Origin of the sequence: Pseudomonas sp. p50(2008), assembly GCF_015351605.1 — a bacterium.
Lineage (GTDB): Bacteria > Pseudomonadota > Gammaproteobacteria > Pseudomonadales > Pseudomonadaceae > Aquipseudomonas.
In genome coordinates, this window is record NZ_JACMYF010000014.1 from 1 (window position 1) to 25,150 (window position 25,150).

Sequence of the window (25,150 nt, forward strand, 5' to 3'; positions counted from 1 at the left end):
GGATCAGGCAGATGTCGCGACGGTCTTCGCCACGGCTCTGGTGGTACGCACGGATGGCCAGCAGGCCAGCGTACTCACCTTGTGAACCGGCGTTCGGTTGCAGCGAGATCGAGTCGTAACCGGTGGCAGCGCAGAGCATGGCCTCCAGTTCGTCGGTCAGTTGCTGGTAGCCGGCGCTTTGCTCGGCCGGGGCGAACGGGTGCAGCGCACCGAATTCAGCCCAGGTGACCGGGATCATTTCGCTGGCAGCGTTGAGCTTCATGGTGCACGAACCCAGCGGGATCATGGTTCGATCCAGCGCCAGGTCCTTGTCGGCCAGCTTGCGCAGGTAACGCATCAGCTCGGTTTCGGAGTGATAACGGTTGAACACCGGGTGGCTGAGGATCGGCGACTGGCGAACCAGCGAGGCCGGAATCGTGCTGACGATCGACGCGGCGAGGGCGGCGAAGTCCGGCAGAGCCTTGCCGTCGGCCAGCAGCTTCCACAGGGTTTCAACGTCGGCTTGCGAAGTGGTTTCGTCGAGGGACAGGCCCAGACGCTCGCCATCGACCACGCGCAGGTTGATCTGTTGGGCGTGTGCCTGTTCGTGCAGCGCAGCGGTTTGCGCGCCAGTGGCCAGAGTCAGGGTGTCGAAGAAGTTCGCTTGTTCAACCTGCAGACCTAGAGTGCTCAAGCCCTTGGCCAGAATCGCGGTCAGGTGATGAATGCGCTGGGCAATCTGCGTCAGTCCCTTGGGACCGTGGTACACGGCGTACATGCTGGCGATGTTGGCCAGCAGCACCTGCGCGGTGCAGATGTTCGACGTGGCCTTCTCGCGGCGGATATGTTGCTCGCGGGTCTGCATGGCCAGGCGCAAGGCCGGCTTGCCGAAACGGTCCACCGAGACACCGACCAGACGCCCAGGCATGTCGCGCTTGAACGCATCTTTAGTGGAGAAGAACGCAGCGTGCGGGCCACCGAAACCCAGCGGCACGCCGAAGCGTTGTGCGCTGCCGATGGCGACGTCAGCACCGAATTCGCCCGGAGGGGTCAGCACCGTCAGCGCCAACAAGTCAGCCGCGACCGCCACCAGTGCGTTGGCAGCGTGGAAGCGCTCGGTCAGTTCGCGGTAATCGAACAGGTCGCCGTTGCTCGCCGGATACTGCAGCAGGGCGCCGAAGAAGGCGCTGACGTCGGTCAGCTCGCGCTCGTCGCCGACCACGACGTCGATGCCCAATGGCTCGGCGCGGGTACGTAATACATCCAGGGTTTGCGGGTGGCAATGCACGGACGCAAAGAACGCGTGGCTGCCTTTGTTCTTGCTCAGGCGTTTGCAGAAGGTCATGGCTTCGGCAGCGGCGGTGGCTTCATCCAGCAGCGAAGCGTTGGCAATCGGCAGGCCGGTCAGGTCGCTGATCAGGGTCTGGAAGTTCAACAGCGCTTCGAGACGGCCCTGGGAAATTTCCGGCTGGTAGGGGGTGTAAGCGGTGTACCAGGCCGGGTTTTCCAGCAGGTTGCGCAGGATCGGCGACGGCGTGTGTGTGCCGTAGTAACCCTGGCCGATATAGGTTTTGAACAGCTGGTTCTTGGCCGCGATGCCTTTGATCAACGCCAGGGCGTCGGCTTCGCTCAAACCGTCGTCCATGCCCAGGACGCTGGTGCCTTTGATGCTTTCCGGGATCACGCTGGCGCTCAAGGCTTCCAGGGAATCAAAGCCGAGGCTGTTGAGCATGGCTTGCTCATCGCCGGAACGCGGGCCGATGTGGCGGGCGATGAATTCGTTGGCAGTGGTGAGATTGATTTGAGTCATGTCGGCGCTCCTCAGGCTTCGGCGTTGGCTTTGATCAGACGGTCGTAGGCGTCCTGATCCAGCAGTTTGGCAACAGCCGAAGGATCGACTGGCTGGAAGCGGAAGAACCAGCCTTCGCCCATCGGGTCTTCGTTGACCAGCTCAGGGCTGCTGTCGAGCGCCGGGTTCACTTCCAGCACTTCACCGTCCAGCGGCATGTAAACGCCGCTGGCCGCTTTTACCGATTCCACGGTAGAAGCTTCAGCGCCTTTGTCGTAGGACTGCAGCTCGGGCAGTTGTACGAAAACCACGTCGCCCAGGGCGTTTTGCGCGAAAGCGGTGATACCGACTGTGACGGTGCCGTCAGCTTCGGTGCGCAGCCATTCGTGATCTTCAGTAAAACGCAACTCGCTCATGGAAACTCCTAAGGGGGCCAGACTCGTCTGGTGGACGCGATTGAATGCTTGGGCAAAGCCCTGCTTTATGGGGGGTTACTTAGCAATATCGCGGCCAACGTTGTTTAATCCTTATAAATCAGGCGTTTAAAGGGTTTTATAAAACGGTGACGATTGTTCTCTGTAGCGATATCGCTACAGTACAGGCAGAAGAAGAAACGCTATGGGGATCAAAGCTTTGCAATACGGGGGGGTGAGGCGTTTGTAGCGATTTCGTTCCACTGTAGCGCTTTCAGTACAAGTGGAGGTCGTTTTTCAACACGGTTCTAAGACAACCTAAACCTTGTGGGAGCCGAGCTTGCTAGCGATGGCGGTATGTCAGTCGAAATCAATGTTGACTGGCATACCGCCATCGCGAGCAAGCTCGGCTCCCACAGGGACGTTAGCGCCTGCAGAATTGAGTTTCAGCTCAAGCCTCAAGGCTTGTTCGGAATCCCATACTTGCGCAACCGATGGGCAATCGCGGTATGTGAAGTCTGCAGGCGACTGGCCAACTGCCGGGTCGAGGGATAGCTGACGTACAGTTTTTCCAGCAGGGATTTTTCGAACTCGTCGACGGCCTGTTCCAGGCTGTCGATATCGTTGTCGCTCTGACGCGCCACCGAGGTGCCGGCGATGTCCAGATCGCCAATGTCCACCAGACTGCTTTCGCAAATCGCCGCGGCGCGGAAGATCACGTTCTGCAGCTGCCGCACATTGCCCGGCCAGCGGTTGCCCAACAGTGCCGGATAAGTGCCCGGCGCCAGGCGACACACCGGACGCTGGATTTGCGCACACGCTTGCTGCATGAAGTAGCGAGCGAGCAGCAGAATATCCTGACCCCGTTCGCGCAGGGGCGGGACTTCGACATTCAAGACATTGAGGCGATAGAACAGGTCTTCACGGAAGGTGCCTTCGCTGACCATTTTTTCCAGGTCGCGGTGCGTCGCACTGAGGATGCGCACGTTGACCTTGACCTCGCGATCACCGCCCACGCGCCGGAAGCTGCCGTCGTTGAGGAATCGCAGCAGTTTCGCCTGCAGATAAGGCGACATCTCACCGATCTCATCGAGAAATACCGTGCCCTGGTTGGCCAGTTCCATCAGCCCTGGCTTACCCCCGCGTTGCGCGCCGGTAAAGGCGCCAGGGGCATAGCCGAACAGTTCGCTTTCGGCGAGGTTCTCCGGCAGTGCCGCGCAATTCAACGCAAGAAACGGTGAACTGTGCCGGGCACTGATGGCGTGGCAGGCGCGGGCTACCAGTTCTTTACCCGTACCGGTTTCACCTTGAATCAGCAGGGGGGCATCGAGGGCGGCAACTCGTTGGGCGCGCGCCTTGAGCGTACGAATTGCCGGGGACTCGCCGAGTAACGCATCGAAACCTTCGGCGTGATCATGGTGCAATGCCGACAGGCGTTCGCCGATGCGATTGGGTTGATACAGCGTCAGCAGGGCGCCGGCGTCGGTGATAGGCGTGGCGTCCAATAACAGGGTCTGGCCGTTGACGGTGATCTCGCGCAGCGGCAGGCGAAATCCCTGTTCAAGCAACGCATCGAGCAGGGCCGGATCGGCAAACAGCTCGGCGACGCTTTCACCGGCCGGTTCGCGCCCATACAGCGCAATCATTGCCGGATTGGCCAGCAAGACGTTGCCGGCACTGTCGAGGGCCAGCACCGGGTCGGTCATGGCGGCGAGCAGGGCATCGAGCTGCAGGTGCCGGCGCTGGCCGGGCAGAATGTCCACCACGGTCACCGCTTGCACACCGCGCACGCTAAACAGAGCGTCGCGCAGCTCCTCAAGCACTTCCGGACTCAGGGTCGGGGCGTCGATATAGACGTTGGGCGGCACCATTTCCACCGCGTCCAAATTGAGATTGCGCCCACCCAGCAAGGCCAGGACTTCCTGGGTAATGCCGACTCGGTCGATGAAGCTGACGTGGATACGCATGGGGCGGTTTTTGATTCTGGCGTGCGGAGGGACGCAAGTATGCCTTGGGGCGTGCCAATGGTGAAATCCGGCAAGGATTTGCGAAGGAGCAAAGCCTGCTCGCGGTCAGTGATAACTGTTGCTCTTACTGGCCCTATCGCGAGCAGGCTCGCTCCTGCATTGGATCATGTCGTACACAAAATTTGCGTGCGCTGGAGATCTGAATGTGGGAGTGAGCCTGCTCGCGATAGCTATCTCAAGATCACCACCACTGCGCGCGATGTGAGCCTAATTCAGAGGCAGGAAGCTCCCACTGCACCGGCGTACCGGTGATTTTCAGCGGCACCTGCAATCGATGCGCTGGACCCCAAGGCGTCTGCTCGACCAGTATCCCCTGATCGTTCTCGTCTTCCGCGCGCAAGGGTTCATCCGTCCCGGCGCCGGCTTCAATCAACAACTTCGCCGTGCGCGCTAACGACAAGCGTGCTGATCCTCCCGTTCCCAGCAACCGGATCGCACTGGCCGCCATCAAATACCCGGTCGCGTGATCGAGCGCTTGCAAAGGCAGCGGCGTTGGCTTGTCTGCGCGCTTGCAGTGCATGCCCGCCTCGGCGATGCCGCTGCTCATCTGCACCAGGCTGTCGAAACCTCGGCGGTTGCGCCACGGGCCGCTCCAGCCATAAGCATTGAGGCAGACGTCGACCAGGCCTGGCGCCAATCGCTGGCGTTCGGCGATGCCGTAGCCGAGACGTTCCAGGGCATCGGCGCGGTAGCCGTGGAGCAGAATGTCGGTGTCCTTGAGCAGGTGTTCGAAAACGGCGCGATCCGCCGGGTCATGCAGGTCCAGGCGAGCGCAGCGTTTGCCCAAAGTCACTTCCGGAATCACACCCGGTTCATTCCAGGTGAGCGGGTCGATGCGCAATACATCGGCGCCGAGGCCTGCGAGGAAACGGCTGGCAACGGGGCCGGCGAGGACGCGGGTCAGGTCCAGTACCTTGATCCCGGCCAAGGGTCTCGCCACCGAACCACGCCATGGTTTTTCAGGTGAATGACCGTTGTTTTCGAAGTGAACCAGAGGCTCGGCGTTGACTGCCTGACCTTGGGGATGCGCCTGCCATTGAGCCCAGGTTCGCATTTCGGCCGCACAACCACCGGCGTCGACCACCGCCTGTTCCAGATCGGACTTGGCCCATCGCGCCACGTGGCTGGCCATCGCGGCGCGGTTGTCGACGGCGCCGAGCACTGTTTCAGCCGCCGCTCGGTGATGAGGCGCATTGGTGTGCAGGCGGATCCAGCCGTCTTGGGTCGCGTAGTCGCCCGCAACCGGGTCCCACATCGGCGGAACACTCCAGCCCAATGGGCGAATCGAGGTGGCGAACCAGAAGGACGCCAGACGTCGATCGACTTCAAGGTGGGGGAGGCGGCCGGTGTGCTGCTGCAATAGCTCGCTGACAGCTTGGCCTGCGGTGGCAACGCTGGCGCAGGCCAGGTCGGTGACCGCGAACGCCGAGGGCAGCGCGCCGCTCGACGTGAAGGCAATCGGGGTATGAGGCAAGCCGAGTGCGGCTTGAATGGACGTGAGTAAATCAGTCATCGAAGGCCCTCCGGAACGAGAGCCCGATCATAGAACAAATCAGATGACAGGCCGGATGAAACCTGTGGGAGGTAAATCAGGCGTGAAATCCTTGTAGGAGTGAGCCTGCTCGCGATCGCGGTTCATCAGTCGACATCACTGTTGAATGTAAACGCGTTCGCGAGCAGGCTCACTCCTGCAAAGGAACCGCGTCGCGAACTTAAACGCGGAACTGATCCATCAGTTTCATCTGATGGGTCGTCAGCGAATTCAGGTGGCTGCTGATTTGCGCCGATTCGGTGGCTTGCCCGGTCAGGGTTTCGGTGACGGTACGGATGGCCGAGACATTGCGGTTGACCTCTTCGGCCACGGCACTCTGCTGTTCGGCGGCGCTGGCGATTTGCAGGTTCATGTCGCTGATCACGGTGACCGCATCACTGATTTTGCTCAAGGCCTGAACCGCTTGCTGGATCTGTCCGGCGTTGCTGTGGGCCTGGGTCTGGCTCGAATGCATGGTCGCCACCACGCCGCGAGTACCGGTTTGAATGCGCTCGATCACACTGCGAATTTCTTCCACCGAATCCTGCGTCCGTTTGGCCAGGTTGCGCACCTCATCGGCCACCACCGCAAAACCACGACCGCTCTCGCCGGCACGGGCGGCTTCGATGGCTGCGTTGAGGGCCAGCAGGTTGGTTTGTTCGGCAATGCTGCGGATCACTTCCAGCACCGAACCGATCTGCTCACTGTTGACCGCCAAGGCTTCGACTTCAGTCACTGCCTTGCTGACTTCGTCGGCCAGCTGATTGATGTCCCGGGTGCTGCGCTCGATGATCGACATGCCATCGCGGGCCGATTGATCGGCACCCTTTGCTGCATTCGCTGCGTTCGATGCGCTGTTGGCGACATCGTGGGCGGTGGCGCTCATCTCGTTGGAGGCGGTGGCCACCTGGTCGATCTCGCGGAACTGTACTTGCATGCCTTCGCTGGTGCGGCGGGCGATTTCCGAGGACTGATCGGCGGTACCGCGGGCATCGGTGATGCTCTGTTTGATCTGCGCGATCGTCGGTTGCAGCTTGTCGAGGAAACGGTTGAACCAGCTGACCAATTCCCCCAGTTCGTCTTTCTTGCTGTAGTGCAGGCGTTGGGTCAGGTCGCCGTCGCCACTGGCAATGGCCTTGAGCATTTCAGCGACGCTGTTGATCGGGCGAGTCACCCCGGAGGCGGTGAGCCAGATCAGCAGGAGGCCGACCAGCCCGGCCGCCACAGCCACCAGCACGGCTTTGATCGTGCCGCTTTGCTGGGCGTCATCGAGTACGGTTTGCAGTTTCACCGAGTCGGCCAGCAGCACTTGTTTCGGCAGATCGATCACGATGCCCCAGGCCTTGGAATCGTCAATCGGGCTGACCGGATAAACCGCGCGGATCAACTCGCCCTGTTCGAGAATCTTCGGGGTGCCCGCATTGAGCAGTTGCAGCACTTCCTTGCCGTCAGCGCCGAGGGTGTCACCGATGCTTTTACCGACCTTGCTGGCGTCAACACTGAAACCTGCGAGCACACCGGTGCCGGAGACGATCAGCATGTGGCCGGCGCCGTCGAACAGGTCGCGCTGGGAATCAACGGCCGCGGCTTGCAGGGCGTCGAGAGCAATGTCGATACCCACCACGCCGATGGATTTTCCGTCCACCAGCAGCGGCACTGAAATGGTGGTCATCAGCATTTCCTTGCCACCGACCGTATCGGCATACGGGTCCAGCAGGCAGGTGCGTTTGCTGTCACGAGGGCAGGTGTACCAGCTGTTGTAAGGGGTGCCGTTGATGTTCTGCGTGGTCTTGGTCATGTCATCTTCGACCATGATCGTGTTTAACCCGGCGCCGCCGGCACGACTCCAGTAGGTGGCGAAACGTCCGGCTTCGTTGGATTGACGGGCTGCGTCATTGGCGAACTCGCTGTCCTTGCCGTCCAGGCCATTGGGTTCGAACGCGAGCCAGATGCCGAGCACTTTACTGTTGCGTTCGAAGGCGGTTTTCAGGCTCTGATTCAACTCCTCGCGCACCGCGCCGGCGTCAAGCGAACGCTTGGCAGCCATGTTGCGCATGTCCTTGATCTGATCGGCCAACGCCGTCACCACCGTCAGACTTTCGCCGAAGGTCTTCTGCACCCGCACGGCTTGCTCTGCTGCCTTGGCCTGCAGCAGGTCCTGCACGCTGTCAGTGAGCATTTTGCTGCTGGAGGCGCTGATCAGTTCATCGTTCTGATTGGTCTGGTAGATGTTCATGCTGACGATCAGGGCGACCACGCCAAGCAGGCACAGGCCGGACAGCAGAACGATTTTCAGGCGGATGGAAAGAGAGTCGAACATAGGGCGAACTCGCAAATGGATGAAGTGTTGGCTATGAGTCGAGGTCGACCCGGTTCGCCAAGTCCATTCAGCGCCATTGGAGAAACATCGGCGTGGGGGAAGTTTGCATGAGTAAAAGCCGATGAACGGTCGTCGCAAGCGTTTGCGCGGGATTTGCGGGCGGTTGGCGGGCGCGCGTCGGTCTGGGCGAACGGGAATTTGATGTGAGGGAAGCGGGCAAAAGAGGGGCTGCTTCGCCACCCAGCGGGAGTGAACTTCCTCGTTACAGAGGGGTGTGGTTCAGGAGGGTTGTGGTGAGGATTCCGGTCTTGACCAGATCCACAGATTGCCCAGGCTCATGCCGGCGATGGCGAGGTAAACCGGCCAGCCGTGGTCGAGCATGATCAGCATCAAACCAGCGCACAGCAACATGCTGACGGTGGCACTGACCTTGGCCCGGCGCGCGATGATTTTGCCGTTGCGCCAGTTGCTGAGTATCGGTCCGAACAGCCGATGGTTCTCCAGCCAGGCACTGAGACGCGGCGAACTCCTGGTCGCGGCCCAGGCAGCCAGCAGGATGAACTCGGTGGTCGGCAGGCCGGGCACGACAATGGCGATCAAGCCTATGCCCAGGCTGACGTAAGCCAGCAGGCCGAAGAGGACGCGCACGAGTTTTGAGGAGGACGGTTGAGACATTTGGCTCGGAAACGCAGGTGGGACGAAATCGGGATCTTACAGGTTGAGGCAGCTCCTTGTAGGAGTGAGCCTGCTCGCGATTGCGATTGTTCAGTCAACATCACTGTTGGATCTAAAACCGCTATCGTCGGAACGCCGCCCGGAGCAGGCTCACTCCTACAAGGGGATTGGTTGTGTCAGGCGGGTTCGGCTACGTTCGAGTAAGCCTGCTCCAGCAACACAGTAAAGCGGTTGAAGGCGTCTATCGCGCCTTTATCCAGCTCCGCTTCTTCCTGCGCGCTCAGCTCCAGTCCGTCGAGTGTTTTGACGAAGCTTTTCCAGCCTTCAGCGCGGCCGCCAGCCGGTTCGGCGAGGTGGCGAGCGCCAAACGTTTCGCTCAAGCCCAGACCCACTGCGCGCTTGATCAGGAAGGCCGCACCCAGCTTCGACCCTTCGGACACGAACAACCAACCCAGCGCCTCGGCTTTGGACGGTTTTTTCACCGCGCCGGCGACAGGTGCCGGGACTTCGGTGTCCAGATCCGCCAGGTCAGCCTTGGCCGCTTCGGCACGGCAGCGAGCCGGCAGGTCCGGGACGATGGCGGTCAATTCGGTATCGTTGTACAGCGGCACCAGTTCTGACTGGAACAAGTATTGCGCCACCACGAAACGGGCGAAATTGGCCTGGGTTTCGAACGGTGCGTGGGCTTTGACCAGCGCATCGAGTTTGGTGTGAGGCTCGTTGGTGATCTGGTTCAAGCGTTGCGAACGCAGAGCAGGGCGTTGAGTGGTGTCCTGAGTGGTCATGAGAAGTCCTTGAGGGAAAGAGGCGCTTGGTAACGAGACGAACGGGGAGGCGCCGGACAGTAAAAAAACCTCATGACGCCGCCTTTTAAACGACCGCGCCATGAGGTGGACAGGATCAGATGTCCCAGACCAGATTCACCGAGAAGTTGCGACCTGGCTGTGTCAGGCGGTCGAGGTTCGCCGGTTGAGTCACCGAGGCTTCGCCCACGCTGTCGTAGCCGCGTACGTCATCCCACTGCCAGTACTTCTTGTTGGTCAGGTTGTACAAACCGGCGTTGACGGTCACGTCGTCGGTCACTTTGTAGAAGCCCGCCAGGTCGAGCACGCCATAGCCCGGCGTCTTGAACTGGGTGCTGGTGCCGTCAGGCGTATTGAAGTTGGTGCTGTCGACCCGGTCCTTGCGCTTGACCAGTGTCCAGCTCATCAGCGCACCGTATTTGTCCTGGTCGTAACCCAGGCCGAACACGCCGGTCAGCGGGTTGATGCTGTTCAGCGGTTCGCCGCTGTCATCGTCGCGACCGTAGAGGTAGGACAACGAACCCTGCGTGTAGAGGCCGTTTGGCGCCCCGAACGTATCGAGGTTCAGGCGACCCTTGAGCTCCAGCCCCTTGATGGTGGCGTGCTTGATGTTGTTGCTCTGGAAGGTGAGTTCGTTGTAACCGGGGGTGATGGCGTTTTCGTTGATGAAATCGCGGTACTTGTTATAGAACACCGCGACATCGAAGGTGCCTGCTTCAAACTGTCCGCGCAGGCCGGTTTCATAGCTCTTGCTCTTCTCCGGCTCGAGGTCCGGATTAGGCGCGACCTGATAGCCGCCGTTGATGTTTTCGAAACGACCATAAAGGGCTTTGGCGGACGGTGTTCGGAAGCCTTCCGCGTACTGGCCGTACCAGGTGTAGTGATCGTTGAACTGGTAAGTGGTGCCGAACTTCGGCGACAGGCGATGCCAGGTCTTGTTGTCATCGTTCACTTCGCCGTTGCCGCTCTGGTCGGCGGTGGCCAGGAACTCATCGGTCAGGCGTGGCTTGAGCTGGGTGTAGTCGTAGCGCAGGCCGGGCACGAAGGTCCAGTTGTTCCAGCTGATCTGATCCTGGGCGAACAGGCTGTAGGTGTTGATGGTCGGGTCCGGGAAATCGCTGGCCGGGGTCAGGGTATCGGAGGCGCTTGGAGCACCGACGGCGCGGCAGGCACCGAACACGGTCAGGCACGTGCCGCTACCGGTACGCAAGCCCGTAACTTTGTCCTGCTTGATGGTGGTGCCGTAGGTGAAGACGTGATCGGTGTCGGCGATGGCGAACGCCTTGTCAGCCTGAACATCGAAGACCCATTGGCGATCTTTGTAGGTGGTGTCGCGGTTACGCAGAACGGTCCGCGATGGCGCGTAGATTTCCTCGGTGCTCTGATCGGTCTTGGCTATCTGGTAGTTCAGCGACCACTTGATGTTGTCCGCCAGAACGCTGTCGAGGCCGAAGCTGTGATCAAGGCCGAAGCGCTCGCGGGTGACGGTGTCGTTGCCGCTGCGCGCTTTGTAAAAGCCGAAACCGCGCCCCGCATTGAACGGACCACCGACCGCACTCAGCTGATTGGTATCGCGATCGTCCTTGTAGTGTTCATAGGTCAGCCCGAAGCGTGCGTCGTCGGCGTAGTTCCAGCCGAGCTTGGCCAGAATGTTGGTGGTGCGCACGTCTTCAGGGTTGGCTTCGGTGCGGTTGAGGCCGGTGCCGCCGGTTTCACCGTAGGACTCGGTTTCATGGCCGTTGCGCTGGCTCAGGTGCAACAAACCGTCGAAGTCACCGGTACGGCCGGCCACGGTGCCGGACGTCAGCCAGCTCTCGTCAGCCGAGCTGTAACCGGTCTTCAGGCGCGCGCCAACGTCTTCGCCGGCTTTGATGATGTCGTCCGGGTCCAGTGTGTAGTAGCTGACAGCGCCACCGATGGCGTTGCTGCCGTAAAGCACGGATGCCGGGCCGCGCAGGATTTCCACGCGCTTGACGATTTCCGGGTCGACATAGTTGCGGTTGGTCTGAGCATAGGGACCGTTGAAGAAGCCGTCCGGGACTTGTACGCCATCGACCTGGGTCAACACCCGGTCACCGTCGATGCCACGGATGTTGTACCCGGTGATGCCGGAGCGCTGACCCGCGCCGCCCACGGAAACGCCGGGCTCGTAACGCACCAGATCCTTGATGGAATTGACGTTGTTGCGGTCCAGTTCTTCACGGGTGTGCACGGTGACCGTGCTCGGCACGCTGCTCACGTCCTGTTCCTGACGAGTCGCGCTGATGGTCATCTGTTGCAGGTTGAGCGAGCCGGTGTTGGTGCGCAGCTCAAGCACGATGTTGTTGTTACCCAGTTTGCGATAACTCAGGTTGGTCCCCACCAACAGGCGATCAAGGGCTTTTTCCGGCGGCAAGGAACCGCGCACACCCGGGGAGGCCACACCCTGCGCGAGCTCGGCGGAGAACCCGACCTGCCACCCCGTCACAGTGGTAAACGCGTTGAGTGCCGACACCAGCGATTGCTGAGGAATGGCGAACGAGTAATCGCCCATGTTGCGGGTCGATTTCTCGGCGGCGGTGGCGGCCATCAGCGGCGCGCTGCCGGCCATCAGGATGGCTGCGGTCAGCAGCGACAGCACGCGTGAAGGTGAAGAGGACTGGCGGGTAAGGCGAGAGGACATCGATAGCGCTCCGTGTCGCACGAATCTTTATAGGTGCTGATTTGCATTTAGAGATGCGAATCAATTGCATTGGCTATAACGAGACGAACGAGCTTCAGCTATCGAGTAAAAATAATTCTCATTTAGTTCAAGATCACCAACGCAGGGAATTCCTGAAGGCGTGCCGAGGTGATGTGGGCGAGTGAACGCACCACGTCCAGCGGCTGATCGAGCCGGTAATTGCCGGTGACGGCGACGTCGGCCAGTTGCTCATTGTTGTTGATGATCCAGCCGGGGTAGTAACGGCGCAGTTCAGCCAGCACCTGGCTCAGTGGGCAGTTCTCGAAGACCAGCCTGCCCTGGACCCAGGCCAGCTCGGTGGCGACGTCGAGTTTGGCCGGACGATCAAAGCCGTTGGGGCCGATGCGGATACTTTCCCCGGCGGACAAACGAATTCGTGCATCGTCACGGGTGGCGCGCAAATCGACATCCCCGCGCTGCACCTGGACCTGTGCCACGCCGTCGAGGTAGCGCACCGCAAATGCTGTATCGCGCACGCTGGCCTTGACCGGGCCGGCGTCAATTTCCAGCGGTTTGCCCCGATTGGCCGGCACCTCGAAAAACGCCTCGCCCTGATACAAACGAGCCACGCGTTGCTGATCATTAATGGTGCTGGAAAAGGCCGAGTTGGTGTTCAGCAGGACTTTCGAACCGTCCTCCAATTGCAGTCGCTGGCGTTCACCGACCACGGTCAGGTGATCGGCCTGCAGGCGCATGGGCAGGTTGCTGAAACTGAACAGGCCGAGGATCAGGACGGCCGCAGTGGCCAGGGGTTTCCAGTGCGGGCGCAGGCGCGACAGCACCGTCACCTTAGGCGGTCGAGCGGCCAGTGTTTGCGCGCATTGCACCACCTGCGGGCCGTCCCAGATGGCCTGGGCTTTGGCAAACGCTTGGGCATTCAAGGGATCGGCAGCAAGCCAGTCTTGAAACTCTCGGGTCTGATCCTCGCTCGGACTGCCCAGCACGATCAGCCAGTCCAGGGCCTGGTCCATCGCGCTTGCGGAGTCCTGCGCCGGGGCGGGCGGAGGCGGGCGGCGGGTGTCCGTCACGGTGTTTCCTCGGCAGTGTCTGTGCACCGCTGTTTTTTGGATGGAGCATGAAAAGGAGGCAAGGGTAGCAAAGCCTCGCCAACTCAGTCGCCGTTCAGACGTTCGGCAACACCGATGCAGATTGCCATGATCAGCTTCAGTTCCTTTTGCACGGTGCTCAACGACACGTCGAGCTTCTGGGCAATTTCCAGATAGCTGTGCCCGTGCAGACGGCTGAGAATGAAGATCTGCTGCTGGCGGGCGCTGAGTTGGTTGAGGCTCACGTTCAAATGCTCCAGCAACTGTTCGGCATGAGCGGCGTCCTCGGCGCTGCTGACCGGGGCGGCGACACTTTCCACCACGTCCATCGGCACGTCGTCGAGCAGGGTGCGGGACTGAATGCGGCGCGCACGCAAATGATCCAGCGCCAAATTGCGGGCTGTCTGGAAAACAAAGGGTTCAAGGTGATCGATGGCACGCTCACTGAGCGCCCGCGTCACTCGCAGGTAAGTCTCCTGCAAGAGGTCTTCGGCGGTGCTGTGATTGTTGACCATCCGCTCCAGCGTGCGCAGCAGCGAAACCCGCTGGGCGATGAAGACGTGATTGAAGCGCGACTGACTCACGGGAGAACCTGATCCATTTCGAGCGAATGATAATGCTTATCATCCGCTCGAGAGGTCAAGCACAGAATTGTGAAAGACTGCGCGATGCCTGCAGTGGGCCGTGGTGAGTCTGGTTTAGCGGAGCATTACTCCGCGTTACACAACGCCAGGCAGTTATCGAGCATGCGGTTGGAGAAGCCCCATTCGTTGTCGTACCACGCCAGCACCTTGAGCAGCTTGCCGCTGGATTTTGTGTGATTGGCATCGAAGATCGACGACAGCGGGTTGTGATTGAAGTCACTGGAAACCAGCGGCAGGGTGTTGTAGCCCAGAATCTTCGAATGCTGGCTGGCTTCCTTGAGCAGGGCGTTCACTTCGTCAGCCGAGGCTTCGCGCTTGAGCTGTACGGTCAGGTCCACCAGCGACACGTTGATCACGGGAACACGCACTGCCATGCCGGTCAGTTTGCCGGCCAGTTCCGGCAGCACCAGGCCGACCGCTTCTGCGGCGCCGGTCTTGCTCGGGATCATGTTCTGGGTAGCCGAACGAGCGCGATACGGGTCGGTGTGATAGACGTCGGTCAGGTTCTGGTCATTGGTGTAGGCGTGAATCGTGGTCATCAGGCCGCTTTCGATGCCCAGTTCGCGATGCAGCACCTGGGCCACCGGGGCCAGGCAGTTGGTGGTGCACGATGCGTTGGAAATGATCTGGTGGGACTGGCGCAGAATGTCGTGGTTCACCCCATACACCACGGTGGCGTCGGCGCCTTTGGCCGGGGCGGAGATGATGACTTTGCGCGCGCCGGCCGTAATATGCGCGGCGGCTTTGGCCCGGTCTGTGAAAAGACCGGTGCATTCGAACACCACATCAATTTTTTCGGCTGCCCAAGGCAGGTCTGCCGGATTGCGAATGGCACTGACGGCAATACGGTCGCCGTTGACGGTCAGGCTTTCCTGGTCATGCTGAACATCGGCGTCGAACGTGCCGTGAACAGTGTCGTACTTGAGCAAATGCGCATTGATCGAGCTGTCACCCAAGTCGTTGATGGCGACGATCTGCAAATCCTGACGATAGCCTTGGGTATACAGTGCACGAAGGACGTTGCGGCCAATCCGGCCAAAACCATTGATAGCAATTCGTAGAGTCATTTAAATGGGCCGCCGTCGTTTTGTTGTTGGAATTACAAGATTATTCGCATAAAAATAGAAAACAAGCCTTTTTAATGGCAATATTTTGTTCAATCTACAACGAGTGACCTGAATCAACTGGTCCGAATGATCAAGAAAACCGCCTGTCATCCCAATCACAGCGGTGCTTGTTCAGCATAGACAATCAGGTCGCCACATCCGTTAGCCTGGAGTTCTACACATGCATCCCCGCGTCCTTGAGGTCACCGAACGGCTTATCGCCCGTAGCCGCGCCACGCGTGAGGCCTACCTTGCACTGATTCGCGGTGCGGCCAGCGACGGTCCGATGCGCGGCAAGCTGCAATGCGCCAACTTCGCCCACGGCGTCGCCGGTTGCGGCACCGACGACAAGAACAGCTTGCGGATGATGAACTCCGCAAACATTGCAATTGTTTCGTCATATAACGACATGCTGTCGGCGCATCAGCCGTACGAAGTCTTCCCTGAACAGATCAAAAAGGCCCTGCGCGAAATCGGCTCGGTCGGTCAGTTCGCGGGCGGCACACCGGCCATGTGCGACGGCGTGACCCAGGGCGAGCCCGGCATGGAACTGAGCCTGCCGAGCCGTGAAGTGATTGCGATGTCGACGGCCGTGGCGCTGTCGCACAACATGTTTGATGGCGCGCTGATGCTGGGCATCTGCGACAAGATCGTGCCGGGCCTGATGATGGGCGCCCTGCGTTTTGGTCATCTGCCGACGATCTTCGTACCGGGCGGGCCAATGGTCTCGGGCATTTCCAACAAGCAGAAAGCGGATGTGCGCCAGCGCTACGCCGAAGGCAAGGCAACTCGCGAAGAGCTGCTGGAATCGGAGATGAAGTCCTACCACAGCCCTGGCACGTGCACGTTCTACGGCACCGCCAACACCAACCAGCTGCTGATGGAAGTCATGGGCCTGCACCTGCCGGGCGCTTCTTTCGTCAACCCGAACACGCCGCTGCGCGATGCGCTGACCCGTGAAGCCGCTCATCAAGTAACCCGGCTGACCAAGCAAAATGGCGATTTCATGCCCATCGGCGAAATCGTCGATGAGCGTTCGCTGGTCAACTCGATTGTGGCCCTGCACGCCACGGGCGGCTCGACCAACCACACCCTACACATGCCGGCGATCGCCATGGCGGCGGGTATTCAACTGACTTGGCAAGACATGGCCGACCTCTCTGAGGTGGTGCCGACCCTGAGCCACGTTTACCCGAACGGCAAAGCCGACATCAATCACTTCCAGGCGGCGGGCGGCATGTCGTTCCTGATCCGCGAGCTGCTGGAAGCCGGGTTGCTGCATGAAAACGTCAACACCGTGCTCGGCCACGGCCTGAGCCGCTACACCGTGGAACCGTTCCTCGATAACGGCGAGCTGGTCTGGCGCGAAGGACCGACCGACAGCCTCGACGAAGAGATTCTGCGTCCGGTGGCGCGTGCGTTCTCGGCAGAGGGCGGCTTGCGTGTAATGGAAGGCAACCTCGGACGTGGCGTGATGAAAGTCTCCGCCGTAGCGCTGGAAAACCAGATCGTCGAAGCACCGGCAATGGTGTTCCAGGATCAGCAGGACCTGGCCGATGCTTTCAAGGCAGGTTTGCTGGAGAAAGATTTTGTCGCCGTGATGCGCTTCCAGGGGCCGCGCTCCAATGGCATGCCGGAACTGCACAAGATGACGCCGTTCCTCGGTGTGTTGCAGGACCGTGGCTTCAAAGTCGCGCTGGTGACTGACGGGCGCATGTCCGGTGCCTCGGGGAAAATCCCGGCCGCTATCCATGTCAGCCCCGAAGCCTATGTGGGCGGCGCTTTGGCGCGGGTGCAAGAGGGCGATATCATCCGCGTCGATGGCGTCAAAGGCACTCTTGAGCTTAAGGTGGACGCCGACGAATTCGCCAAACGCGAACCGGCCAAGGGCCTTCTGGGCAATAACATCGGCAGCGGTCGCGAATTATTTGGCTTCATGCGCATGGCCTTCAGCTCGGCGGAGCAGGGCGCCAGCGCCTTTACTTCTGCCCTGGAGACGCTTAATTGAAACTGGCTTTGGTCGGTGACATCGGAGGAACCAACGCGCGTTTTGCGTTGTGGAAAAACCAGCAGCTGGAATCTATCCAGGTGCTGCCGACCGCGGACCACACCAGTCCGGAAGAGGCCATTGGCGTCTACCTTAGCGGGCTGGGGTTGAAGCCGGGTTCGATCGGTTCGGTGTGCCTGTCGGTCGCCGGCCCGGTGAGCGGCGATGAATTCAAGTTCACCAACAATCACTGGCGCCTGAGCCGCGAGGAGTTCTGCAAGACCTTGCAGGTGGACCAGCTGCTGCTGGTGAATGACTTCTCCGCCATGGCGCTTGGCATGACCCGTTTGCAGCCGGATGAGTTTCGAGTGGTGTGCGAAGGTACGCCGGAGCCGTTGCGGCCCGCGGTGGTCATTGGTCCGGGCACCGGCCTGGGCGTTGGCACCTTGCTGGACCTGGGAGAGGGCCGTTTCGCCGCATTGCCGGGCGAGGGCGGTCACGTCGATCTGCCTTTGAGCAGTCTGCGGGAAACCCAGCTATGGCAGCACATCTTCAATGAGATCGGGCATGTCAGCGCCGAAACGGCGTTGAGCGGCAGCGGCTTGCCGCGTGTTTACCGGGCGATTTGTGCGGTGGACGGCCATGAAGCGGTGCTCGAAACACCGGAAGCGATCACCGCGGCCGGGTTGGCGGGTGACCCGATTGCGCTGGAAGTGCTTGAACAGTTCTGCTGCTGGCTCGGCCGCGTGGCCGGCAACAACGTCCTCACCACCGGTGGGCGTGGCGGCGTGTACATCGTGGGCGGGGTGATACCGCGGTTTGCCGATTTCTTCGTTGAAAGCGGATTTGCCCGGTGCTTCGCCGACAAGGGTTGCATGAGCGATTATTTCAAAGGCATTCCGGTGTGGCTGGTGACGGCGCCGTATTCCGGATTGATGGGCGCGGGTGTGGCGCTCGACCAGGCTTGAGACCGTAGCGCCCCTATCGCTGGCTTGCCAGCGATGGGGCCCTCACAGATAAATAGAATCATGATCGATCAGGCATAATCCGCCCCATTCAAATAACAAGGACGCCGCCCAGTGAGCTCAGTCAACAAGTCGATTTTGTTGGTCGATGACGATCAGGAGATACGCGAGTTGCTGGACACCTACCTGACCCGCGCCGGGTTCCAGGTGCGTACCACGCCCGACGGTGCAGGCTTTCGCCAGGCCCTGAACGAGGCTCCGAGCGATCTGGTGATCCTCGACGTGATGCTGCCGGACGAAGACGGTTTCAGTCTGTGCCGCTGGATTCGCCAGCACCCGCGCCAGGCGCAGGTGCCGATCATCATGCTCACCGCCAGTTCCGACGAAGCCGACCGCGTGATCGGCCTCGAACTGGGCGCTGACGACTACCTTGGCAAACCTTTCAGCCCCCGTGAATTGCAGGCACGCATCAAGGCCTTGTTGCGCCGTGCGCAGTTCGGTCAGGAGCGCTCCGGCAGTGAAGTGCTGGCCTTCGATGACTGGCGGCTGGACATGGTCAGCCATCGGCTGTTCCACATCGACGGTGAAGAAGTGATCCTCTCCGGCGCTGATTTCGCGTTGCTGAAACTGTTCCTCGATCACCCTCAGGAAATCCTCGACCGCGACACCATCGGCAATGCCACCCGGGGGCGCGACCTGATGCCGCTGGATCGCATCGTCGACATGGCGGTCAGCCGTCTGCGGCAACGCCTGCGCGACACCGAAAAACCCCCTCGACTGATCCGCACCGTGCGCGGCAGTGGCTACCAACTGGCAGCCAACGTGGTTGCCAGCAATGGTCACTGAGTTCTTCCGTAAGCTGGCCGCCCGGGTCCCGGTGCCGCGTTCGCTGCTCGGGCGGATGTTGCTGCTGACCTTGTTGGCGGTGCTGTTCGCTCAAACCTTGTCGAGTGTGATCTGGGTGTCGCAATTGCGCGCCACCCAGCTCGAAGGCCTGGTCACCAGTGCCCGCAGCCTCGCGCATTCGATGACCGCCAGTGTCAGTTACTTTCGCTCGTTGCCGGTGGCGTTCCGGCCACTGGTGCTCGACCAGTTGCGCAGCATGGGCGGTACCCGCTTCGTCGTGACCCTCAACGACAAACCCCTGGGCATGGAAGTGCTGCCGATCACCCCGCGCAAGGAAGCCGTGCTCAAAGCAGTGGACGAAGTGCTGCGCCAGTCCCTGGGCCACGACACCGATATCTCGGTGACCTTCGTCAGCCCCGAAGACCTGCGGATCTTCAACAGTGGGTTGAAACTGGATGAGTTGCCGCGTTCCTGGGCGCATTACGCGTTGACCCTGGAACCGGTAAACCCGCCGGTACTGGTCACGCAGATCCAGATGGCGCCGGGCGAGTGGCTGTACATCGCCTCGCTATTGCCCGAACCCTACACCAGCCTTGAAGAGCAGGGCCTGCCTGCGCAACAGGTCTGGTTCATCGTGCTTACCAGCGGTTTTCTGCTGTTGTTCATTGGCCTGCTGGTGCACTGGCAGAGTCGTCCGCTCAAGCGTCTTGCACGCGCGGCACGGGACATGTCGCTGGGGGCAGAAGTCGAGCCCGTGGCAGAGGGCGGAGGCAGTGAAGTGGTCGAGGTGGGCCGCGCCTTCAATGCCATGCGTGAACGCATCAGCCGTTACCTGACCGAGCGCAGCCAGTTGTTCAGCGCGATTTCCCATGACTTGCGCACACCGATTACCCGGCTGCGGCTGCGGGTTGAATTGCTGGAAGACGAGCAGCTGCAAGCCAAGTTCGGCCGCGATCTCGACGAGCTGGAGCTGTTGGTCAAAGGCGCGCTGCAATGCGTGAAAGACACTGACATCCACGAGAATATCGAGCCGGTGGACCTGAACCACGTACTTGATTGTCTCGTGGAACCGTACCTGGCCCCCAATGGCAATGGCCGGGTCACTCAGCATGGACGGGCGCTGGCGGCGTATCCGGGTAAGCCGTTGGCGCTCAAGCGCTGCATTGGCAACCTGATCGACAACGCGTTGAAGTACGGACAGACCGCGCATTTGCACATCGATGACGATGAAAGTGCGTTCATCCTGCATGTCGATGATGAGGGTCCAGGCGTTCCCGAGCAGCGGCTGGAGCAGGTGTTCGAACCGCATTTTCGGTTGGCGGGACAGCAGCAGGGTTATGGGCTGGGGTTGGGAATTGCGCGCAACATTGCCCATAGCCATGGCGGGGAAGTCAGTTTGCAGAACCTGCGTGAAGGTGGGTTGCGGGTGACGTTGCAGTTACCGCGTCCTATTGATTAACACTAACCCTGTGGCGAGGGGATTTATCCCCGTTGGGTTGCGAAGCGGCCCCAAAAAAAGAGGGCCTGCTGCGCAGTCCAACGGGGATAAATCCCCTCGCCACAGGAGATCGCTTGTCGCAATCACTGGGCGAATGTCACAGGCTGGTGACATTACTCGCCCCCTTCGTTACAAGCCCGTCCCCGCCCGTTGTTTAGACTGCCCCCAGTCATAACAACAAAAAAGGCACCCCATGCACACCTTCCAACCCGCCTTCAGCAGCTGGCTGAATGCACCTGCCCATCAGCAATGGCTCGCCGCAGAAGGCTTGCGTCTGCTGGCGTTTGCCAAGGCATCCAGACTCCCCGAAGGCTTTGGCAACCTCGATGAAAAAGGCTGTCTCGCGGCTGACGCCCACGCTGAAACCATGAACACCGCCCGCATGACCCACAGCTTTGCCATGGCCCATATCCAGGGCTTGCCGGGCTATGCCGAGCTGGTGGATCACGGCGTAAAAGCCCTCAGTGGCCCATTGCGTGATGCTGAGCACGGGGGCTGGTTTGCGGCCGCACATCATCGGGATGGCAACACCGGCAAGGCCGCTTACTTGCATGCTTTCGTCGCGTTGGCGGCGAGCTCTGCGGTCGTCGCCCAGCGTCCCGGCGCCCAGGCGTTGCTCGATGATGCGATCGACATCATCGACAAGTATTTCTGGAGCGAGGAGGAGGGCGCCATGCGCGAGTCCTTCAGCCGTGACTGGGACGAAGAAGAACGTTATCGCGGTGCCAACAGCAACATGCACGCCACCGAAGCGTTCCTCGCCTTGGCCGATGTTACCGAAGACAACCGCTGGCTGTGCCGCGCCCAACGCATCGTCGAGCGTGTCATTCATGGTCACGCGGCGGCCAACGATTACCGCGTGGTCGAGCATTTCGACCGGGACTGGCAGCCGTTGCGCGATTACAACCACGACAATCGCGCCGATGGTTTCCGCCCTTACGGCACAACGCCGGGCCACGGTTTCGAATGGGCGCGGTTGTTGTTACACCTTGAAGCTGCGCGGGTTCAGGCCGGTATGCTCACACCGGGTTGGCTGGTCACGGCTGCGCAGAAGCTCTTCGAGCGAAACTGCCTGTCCGGCTGGGAGGTCGACGGTGCACCGGGCATTGTCTACACCCTCGACTGGGACAATCGCGCGGTGGTGCGTCATCGTCTGCACTGGACGCATTGCGAAGCCAGCGCGGCTGCCAGCGCACTGCTCAAGCGCACCTTCGACGCACAATACGAAACCTGGTACCGACTGTTCTGGGACTTTTGTGACACTCATTTCATCGACCGTGAACAGGGCAGCTGGCACCACGAACTCGACCCGCAAAACCACCCGAGTGCCGACATCTGGGCGGGTAAGCCCGACCTGTATCACGCCTGGCAAGCGGTGTTGATCCCGCGCCTGCCACTGGCGCCGAGCATGGCGACCGCTCTGAAGCAGTTATCCCAGAGCGCTCCTGTGTAACCATGTGGTGACATTCGCACGTCCCTTCGTTACCTGCGAGGGGATCACTCCTGTTTAAAATCCGTGCAGCGCAAGCACCAGACTTGCATGCATAACAACAAGAAAGGTACTTCTAGATGAACGCGATTTCTCGCCTCGCTACGCTCATTTCTCTTGCCTCCCTGTCTGCGCTTCCTCTCAGTGCTCTTGCTGCCGATGCCAAAGGTTCGGTGGAAGTGGTTCACTGGTGGACGTCGGGTGGTGAAAAAGCAGCGGTCGATGTACTCAAGGCCCAAGTCGAAAAAGACGGCTTCACCTGGAAAGACGGCGCAGTCGCCGGCGGTGGCGGTGCTACTGCCATGACCGTACTGAAAAGCCGCGCAGTGGCCGGTAACCCGCCAGGCGTAGCGCAGATCAAAGGTCCGGACATTCAGGAATGGGCGTCCACCGGCCTGCTCGACACCGACGTGTTGAAAGATGCCGCCAAGTCGGAAAAGTGGGACAGCCTGCTCGACAAGAAAGTCTCCGATACCGTGAAGTACGAAGGTGACTACGTGGCTGTGCCGGTGAACATTCACCGCGTCAACTGGCTGTGGATCAATCCGGAAGTCTTCAAGAAAGCCGGCATCGACAAGGCACCTGCCACGCTCGAAGAATTCTACGCAGCGGGCGACAAGCTCAAGGCTGCGGGCTTCATTGCGCTTGCCCACGGCGGCCAGCCTTGGCAGGACAGCACTGTGTTCGAAGCGGTAGTGCTTTCGGTCATGGGTGTCGACGGTTACAAGAAGGCCCTGGTCGACCTCGACAACGCCACCCTGACCGGTCCGGAAATGGTCAAGGCGCTGACCGAACTGAAGAAAGTCTCGACCTACATGGACGCCGACGGCAAGGGTCAGGACTGGAACCTGGAAGCGGCCAAGGTCATCAACGGCAAGGCCGGCATGCAGATAATGGGTGACTGGGCCAAGAGCGAATGGACCGCAGCCAAGAAAGTCGCCGGCAAGGACTACGAGTGCGTAGCCTTCCCGGGCACCGACAAGGCGTTCACCTACAACATCGACTCCCTGGCCGTGTTCAAGCAGAAAGACGCGGGCACTGCGGCCGCTCAGCAGGACATTGCCAAGATCGTGCTGGGTGAAAACTTCCAGAAAGTCTTCAGCATCAACAAAGGCTCGATTCCCGTTCGAATCGACATGCTGAACGACATGGGCAAGTACGGTTTTGACGCCTGCGCCCAGACCGCCGCCAAGGACTTCCTGGCAGACGCCAAGTCCGGCGGCCTGCAACCGAGCATGGCGCACAACATGGCGACCACGCTGGCGGTACAGGGTGCGTTCTTTGATGTCGTGACCAACTTCATCAACGATCCGAAAGCCGATCCGGCCACCGCTGCCAAGCAACTCGGCACTGCCATCAAGGCTGCCAAATAACGGCTAGAGCCGCAGCCCCTCTGTTGGGGGGCGGGCTTTTTGTGGGAGTCGGGCTTGCCCGCGATGCAGACAACTCGGTGTATCAGTTGCACCGGGGTGATGCCATCGCTGGCAAGCCAGCTCCCACAGAAGCCCGCTCCTGCCAGGGAATGCGCTTGTAATCCTTTCTCTACGTACTGGATCTTCCCATGAGTTCTGTTGCTGTGTTCAGCAAAGCCTCGCCGTTCGATGCATTGCAGCGCTGGCTCCCCAAACTGGTGCTGGCGCCGAGCATGTTCATCGTCCTGGTGGGCTTCTATGGCTACATCCTCTGGACGTTCGTTCTGTCGTTCACCAGTTCGACCTTCCTGCCAACCTACAAATGGGCAGGACTGGCGCAATACCAGCGGTTGTTCGACAACGACCGTTGGTGGGTAGCGAGCAAGAACCTGGCGGTGTTCGGCGGCATGTTCATTGGTATCACCCTGGTGATCGGTGTGCTGCTGGCGGTGTTCCTCGACCAGCGCATTCGTCGCGAAGGCTTCATTCGCACCATCTACCTATACCCGATGGCGCTCTCGATGATCGTCACTGGTACTGCGTGGAAGTGGCTGCTCAACCCGGGCATGGGCCTGGACAAATTGTTGCGTGACTGGGGTTGGGAAGGCTTTCGCCTGGACTGGCTGGTCGACCCGGATCGCGTGGTGTATTGCCTGGTGATCGCAGCGGTGTGGCAAGCCTCGGGCTTCATCATGGCGATGTTCCTCGCCGGTTTGCGTGGCGTCGATCAATCGATCATCCGTGCCGCTCAGATCGATGGCGCGAGCATGCCGCGCATCTACCTGAAAGTGGTGCTGCCGAGCCTGCGTCCGGTGTTCTTCAGCGCCGTGATGATCCTGGCCCACATCGCGATCAAGAGCTTTGACCTGGTGGCGGCGATGACGGCCGGCGGCCCGGGTTACTCCTCCGATTTGCCTGCGATGTTCATGTATTCCTTCACCTTCAGTCGCGGCCAGATGGGCATGGGCTCGGCCAGTGCGATTCTGATGCTCGGTGCGATTCTCGCAATCATCGTGCCTTACCTGTACTCCGAGCTGAGGACCAAGCGTCATGACTAGTTTCGCTGCCAAACCTTCCATCAGCCTGAGTCGCATCGCGATCTACGCGGTGCTGATCCTTGCGGTGTTTCTGTACCTGATACCGCTGGTGGTCATGCTGTTGACCAGCTTCAAGACACCGGAAGACATCAACACCGGCAACTTGCTGAGCTGGCCGACCGTGATCACCGGCATTGGCTGGATCAAGGCCTGGGCCACGGTCGACGGGTATTTCTGGAACTCGATCAAGATCACCGTTCCGGCGGTGCTGATCTCCACAGCGATTGGTGCGTTGAACGGCTATGTGCTGTCGATGTGGCGCTTCCGTGGTTCGCAGCTGTTCTTCGGCCTGTTGCTGTTCGGTTGCTTCCTGCCGTTCCAGACCGTCCTGCTGCCAGCCTCGTTCACCCTCGGCAAGATGGGCCTGGCCAGCACCACCACCGGCCTGGTGTTCGTGCACGTGGTTTATGGCCTGGCGTTCACCACACTGTTTTTCCGCAACTACTACGTCAGCGTTCCCGATGCATTGGTGAAAGCGGCGCGGCTGGATGGTGCGGGTTTTTTCACCATCTTCCGCCTGATCATCCTGCCGATGTCCACGCCGATCATCATGGTCTGCCTGATCTGGCAGTTCACCCAGATCTGGAACGACTTCCTGTTCGGCGTGGTGTTCTCCAGCGGTGATTCGCAACCCATCACGGTAGCGCTGAACAACTTGGTCAACACCAGTACCGGGGCCAAGGAATACAACGTTGATATGGCGGCGGCGATGATCGCCGGGCTGCCGACCCTGCTGGTCTATGTGGTCGCAGGCAAGTATTTCGTGCGCGGGCTGACGGCCGGCGCAGTCAAGGGGTAATC

At 60.4% G+C, this 25,150-nt stretch carries 19 protein-coding genes and 1 pseudogene; 8 read left to right on the top strand and 12 right to left on the bottom strand.

Going from position 1 to position 25,150, the window contains the following annotated elements:
* The 12 genes and pseudogenes from gcvP to gap form a co-directional block, all read right to left on the bottom strand.
* Positions 1–1,789 (bottom strand): aminomethyl-transferring glycine dehydrogenase (gene gcvP, locus H7698_RS29055; protein WP_194693718.1); only part of this gene is annotated, 1,789 nt, incomplete at its 3' end.
* 11 nt (positions 1,790–1,800) lie between these two features.
* Positions 1,801–2,184 carry a glycine cleavage system protein GcvH gene (gcvH, locus tag H7698_RS29060; RefSeq protein ID WP_162440200.1) on the bottom strand — a complete coding sequence of 128 codons (384 nt, stop codon included), beginning with the start codon at positions 2,182–2,184 and terminating at the stop codon, positions 1,801–1,803.
* A gap of 455 nt (positions 2,185–2,639) precedes the next feature.
* Positions 2,640–4,148 (bottom strand): sigma-54-dependent transcriptional regulator, encoded by a 1,509-nt coding sequence (locus tag H7698_RS29065; protein WP_162440201.1) that lies wholly within the window; start codon positions 4,146–4,148, stop codon positions 2,640–2,642.
* A gap of 241 nt (positions 4,149–4,389) precedes the next feature.
* Complete coding sequence (locus H7698_RS29070) at positions 4,390–5,721, bottom strand: CoA transferase (RefSeq protein WP_194693719.1); 1,332 nt, start codon at positions 5,719–5,721, stop codon at positions 4,390–4,392.
* A gap of 199 nt (positions 5,722–5,920) precedes the next feature.
* Positions 5,921–6,676 (bottom strand): methyl-accepting chemotaxis protein, encoded by a 756-nt coding sequence (locus tag H7698_RS31995; protein WP_442966346.1) that lies wholly within the window; start codon positions 6,674–6,676, stop codon positions 5,921–5,923.
* Positions 6,677–6,778: 102 nt separating this feature from the next.
* Positions 6,779–8,059, bottom strand: a pseudogene (locus H7698_RS32000) (PDC sensor domain-containing protein); the annotation flags it as partial.
* A 279-nt stretch (positions 8,060–8,338) separates the two neighbouring features.
* Positions 8,339–8,734, bottom strand: coding sequence for a YbaN family protein (locus tag H7698_RS29080; protein WP_162440224.1), 396 nt, complete (start codon positions 8,732–8,734; stop codon positions 8,339–8,341).
* 176 nt (positions 8,735–8,910) lie between these two features.
* Entirely contained in the window at positions 8,911–9,519 is a 609-nt protein-coding gene (locus H7698_RS29085) for a biliverdin-producing heme oxygenase (RefSeq protein ID WP_194693721.1), read from the bottom strand.
* Positions 9,520–9,634: 115 nt separating this feature from the next.
* A complete protein-coding gene (locus tag H7698_RS29090) occupies positions 9,635–12,199 on the bottom strand; it encodes a TonB-dependent receptor (protein ID WP_194693722.1) in 2,565 nt (854 codons plus the stop codon).
* Positions 12,200–12,321: 122 nt separating this feature from the next.
* A complete protein-coding gene (locus H7698_RS29095) occupies positions 12,322–13,287 on the bottom strand; it encodes a FecR family protein (RefSeq protein WP_194693723.1) in 966 nt (321 codons plus the stop codon).
* Between the two features lie 83 nt (positions 13,288–13,370).
* Positions 13,371–13,889: an RNA polymerase sigma factor gene (locus H7698_RS29100; RefSeq protein ID WP_194693724.1), complete on the bottom strand. Its 519-nt coding sequence runs from the start codon at positions 13,887–13,889 to the stop codon at positions 13,371–13,373.
* Between the two features lie 125 nt (positions 13,890–14,014).
* On the bottom strand, positions 14,015–15,016 hold the full coding sequence (gene gap / locus H7698_RS29105; RefSeq protein ID WP_162440207.1) for a type I glyceraldehyde-3-phosphate dehydrogenase: 1,002 nt from the start codon (positions 15,014–15,016) through the stop codon (positions 14,015–14,017).
* 220 nt (positions 15,017–15,236) lie between these two features.
* Here gap and edd point away from each other — a divergent pair, with 220 nt between their 5' ends.
* The 8 genes from edd to H7698_RS29145 all read left to right on the top strand — a co-directional run bounded on the left by edd (position 15,237) and on the right by H7698_RS29145 (position 25,148).
* Positions 15,237–17,063 carry a phosphogluconate dehydratase gene (gene edd / locus H7698_RS29110; protein WP_162440208.1) on the top strand — a complete coding sequence of 609 codons (1,827 nt, stop codon included), beginning with the start codon at positions 15,237–15,239 and terminating at the stop codon, positions 17,061–17,063.
* Complete coding sequence (locus tag H7698_RS29115) at positions 17,060–18,010, top strand: glucokinase (RefSeq protein ID WP_194693725.1); 951 nt, start codon at positions 17,060–17,062, stop codon at positions 18,008–18,010. Before edd ends, H7698_RS29115 begins: the two co-directional genes overlap by 4 nt.
* Before the next feature lie 111 nt (positions 18,011–18,121).
* Positions 18,122–18,853, top strand: a complete 732-nt coding sequence (locus H7698_RS29120) for a response regulator (RefSeq protein ID WP_007903365.1) — start codon at positions 18,122–18,124, stop codon at positions 18,851–18,853.
* Complete coding sequence (locus tag H7698_RS29125; protein WP_194693726.1) at positions 18,843–20,312, top strand: ATP-binding protein; 1,470 nt, start codon at positions 18,843–18,845, stop codon at positions 20,310–20,312. The genes H7698_RS29120 and H7698_RS29125 overlap by 11 nt, the downstream gene beginning before the upstream one ends.
* Before the next feature lie 232 nt (positions 20,313–20,544).
* The gene (locus tag H7698_RS29130) at positions 20,545–21,804 is read left to right on the top strand and encodes a D-mannose isomerase (protein WP_194693727.1); all 1,260 of its coding nucleotides are present in this window, start codon (positions 20,545–20,547) and stop codon (positions 21,802–21,804) included.
* Positions 21,805–21,920: 116 nt separating this feature from the next.
* Complete coding sequence (locus H7698_RS29135; RefSeq protein ID WP_194693728.1) at positions 21,921–23,213, top strand: ABC transporter substrate-binding protein; 1,293 nt, start codon at positions 21,921–21,923, stop codon at positions 23,211–23,213.
* Positions 23,214–23,401: 188 nt separating this feature from the next.
* Entirely contained in the window at positions 23,402–24,310 is a 909-nt protein-coding gene (locus tag H7698_RS29140) for a carbohydrate ABC transporter permease (protein ID WP_162440213.1), read from the top strand.
* Positions 24,303–25,148 (top strand): carbohydrate ABC transporter permease, encoded by an 846-nt coding sequence (locus tag H7698_RS29145; protein WP_162440214.1) that lies wholly within the window; start codon positions 24,303–24,305, stop codon positions 25,146–25,148. Before H7698_RS29140 ends, H7698_RS29145 begins: the two co-directional genes overlap by 8 nt.
* The last annotated feature ends 2 nt before the right edge of the window (positions 25,149–25,150 follow it).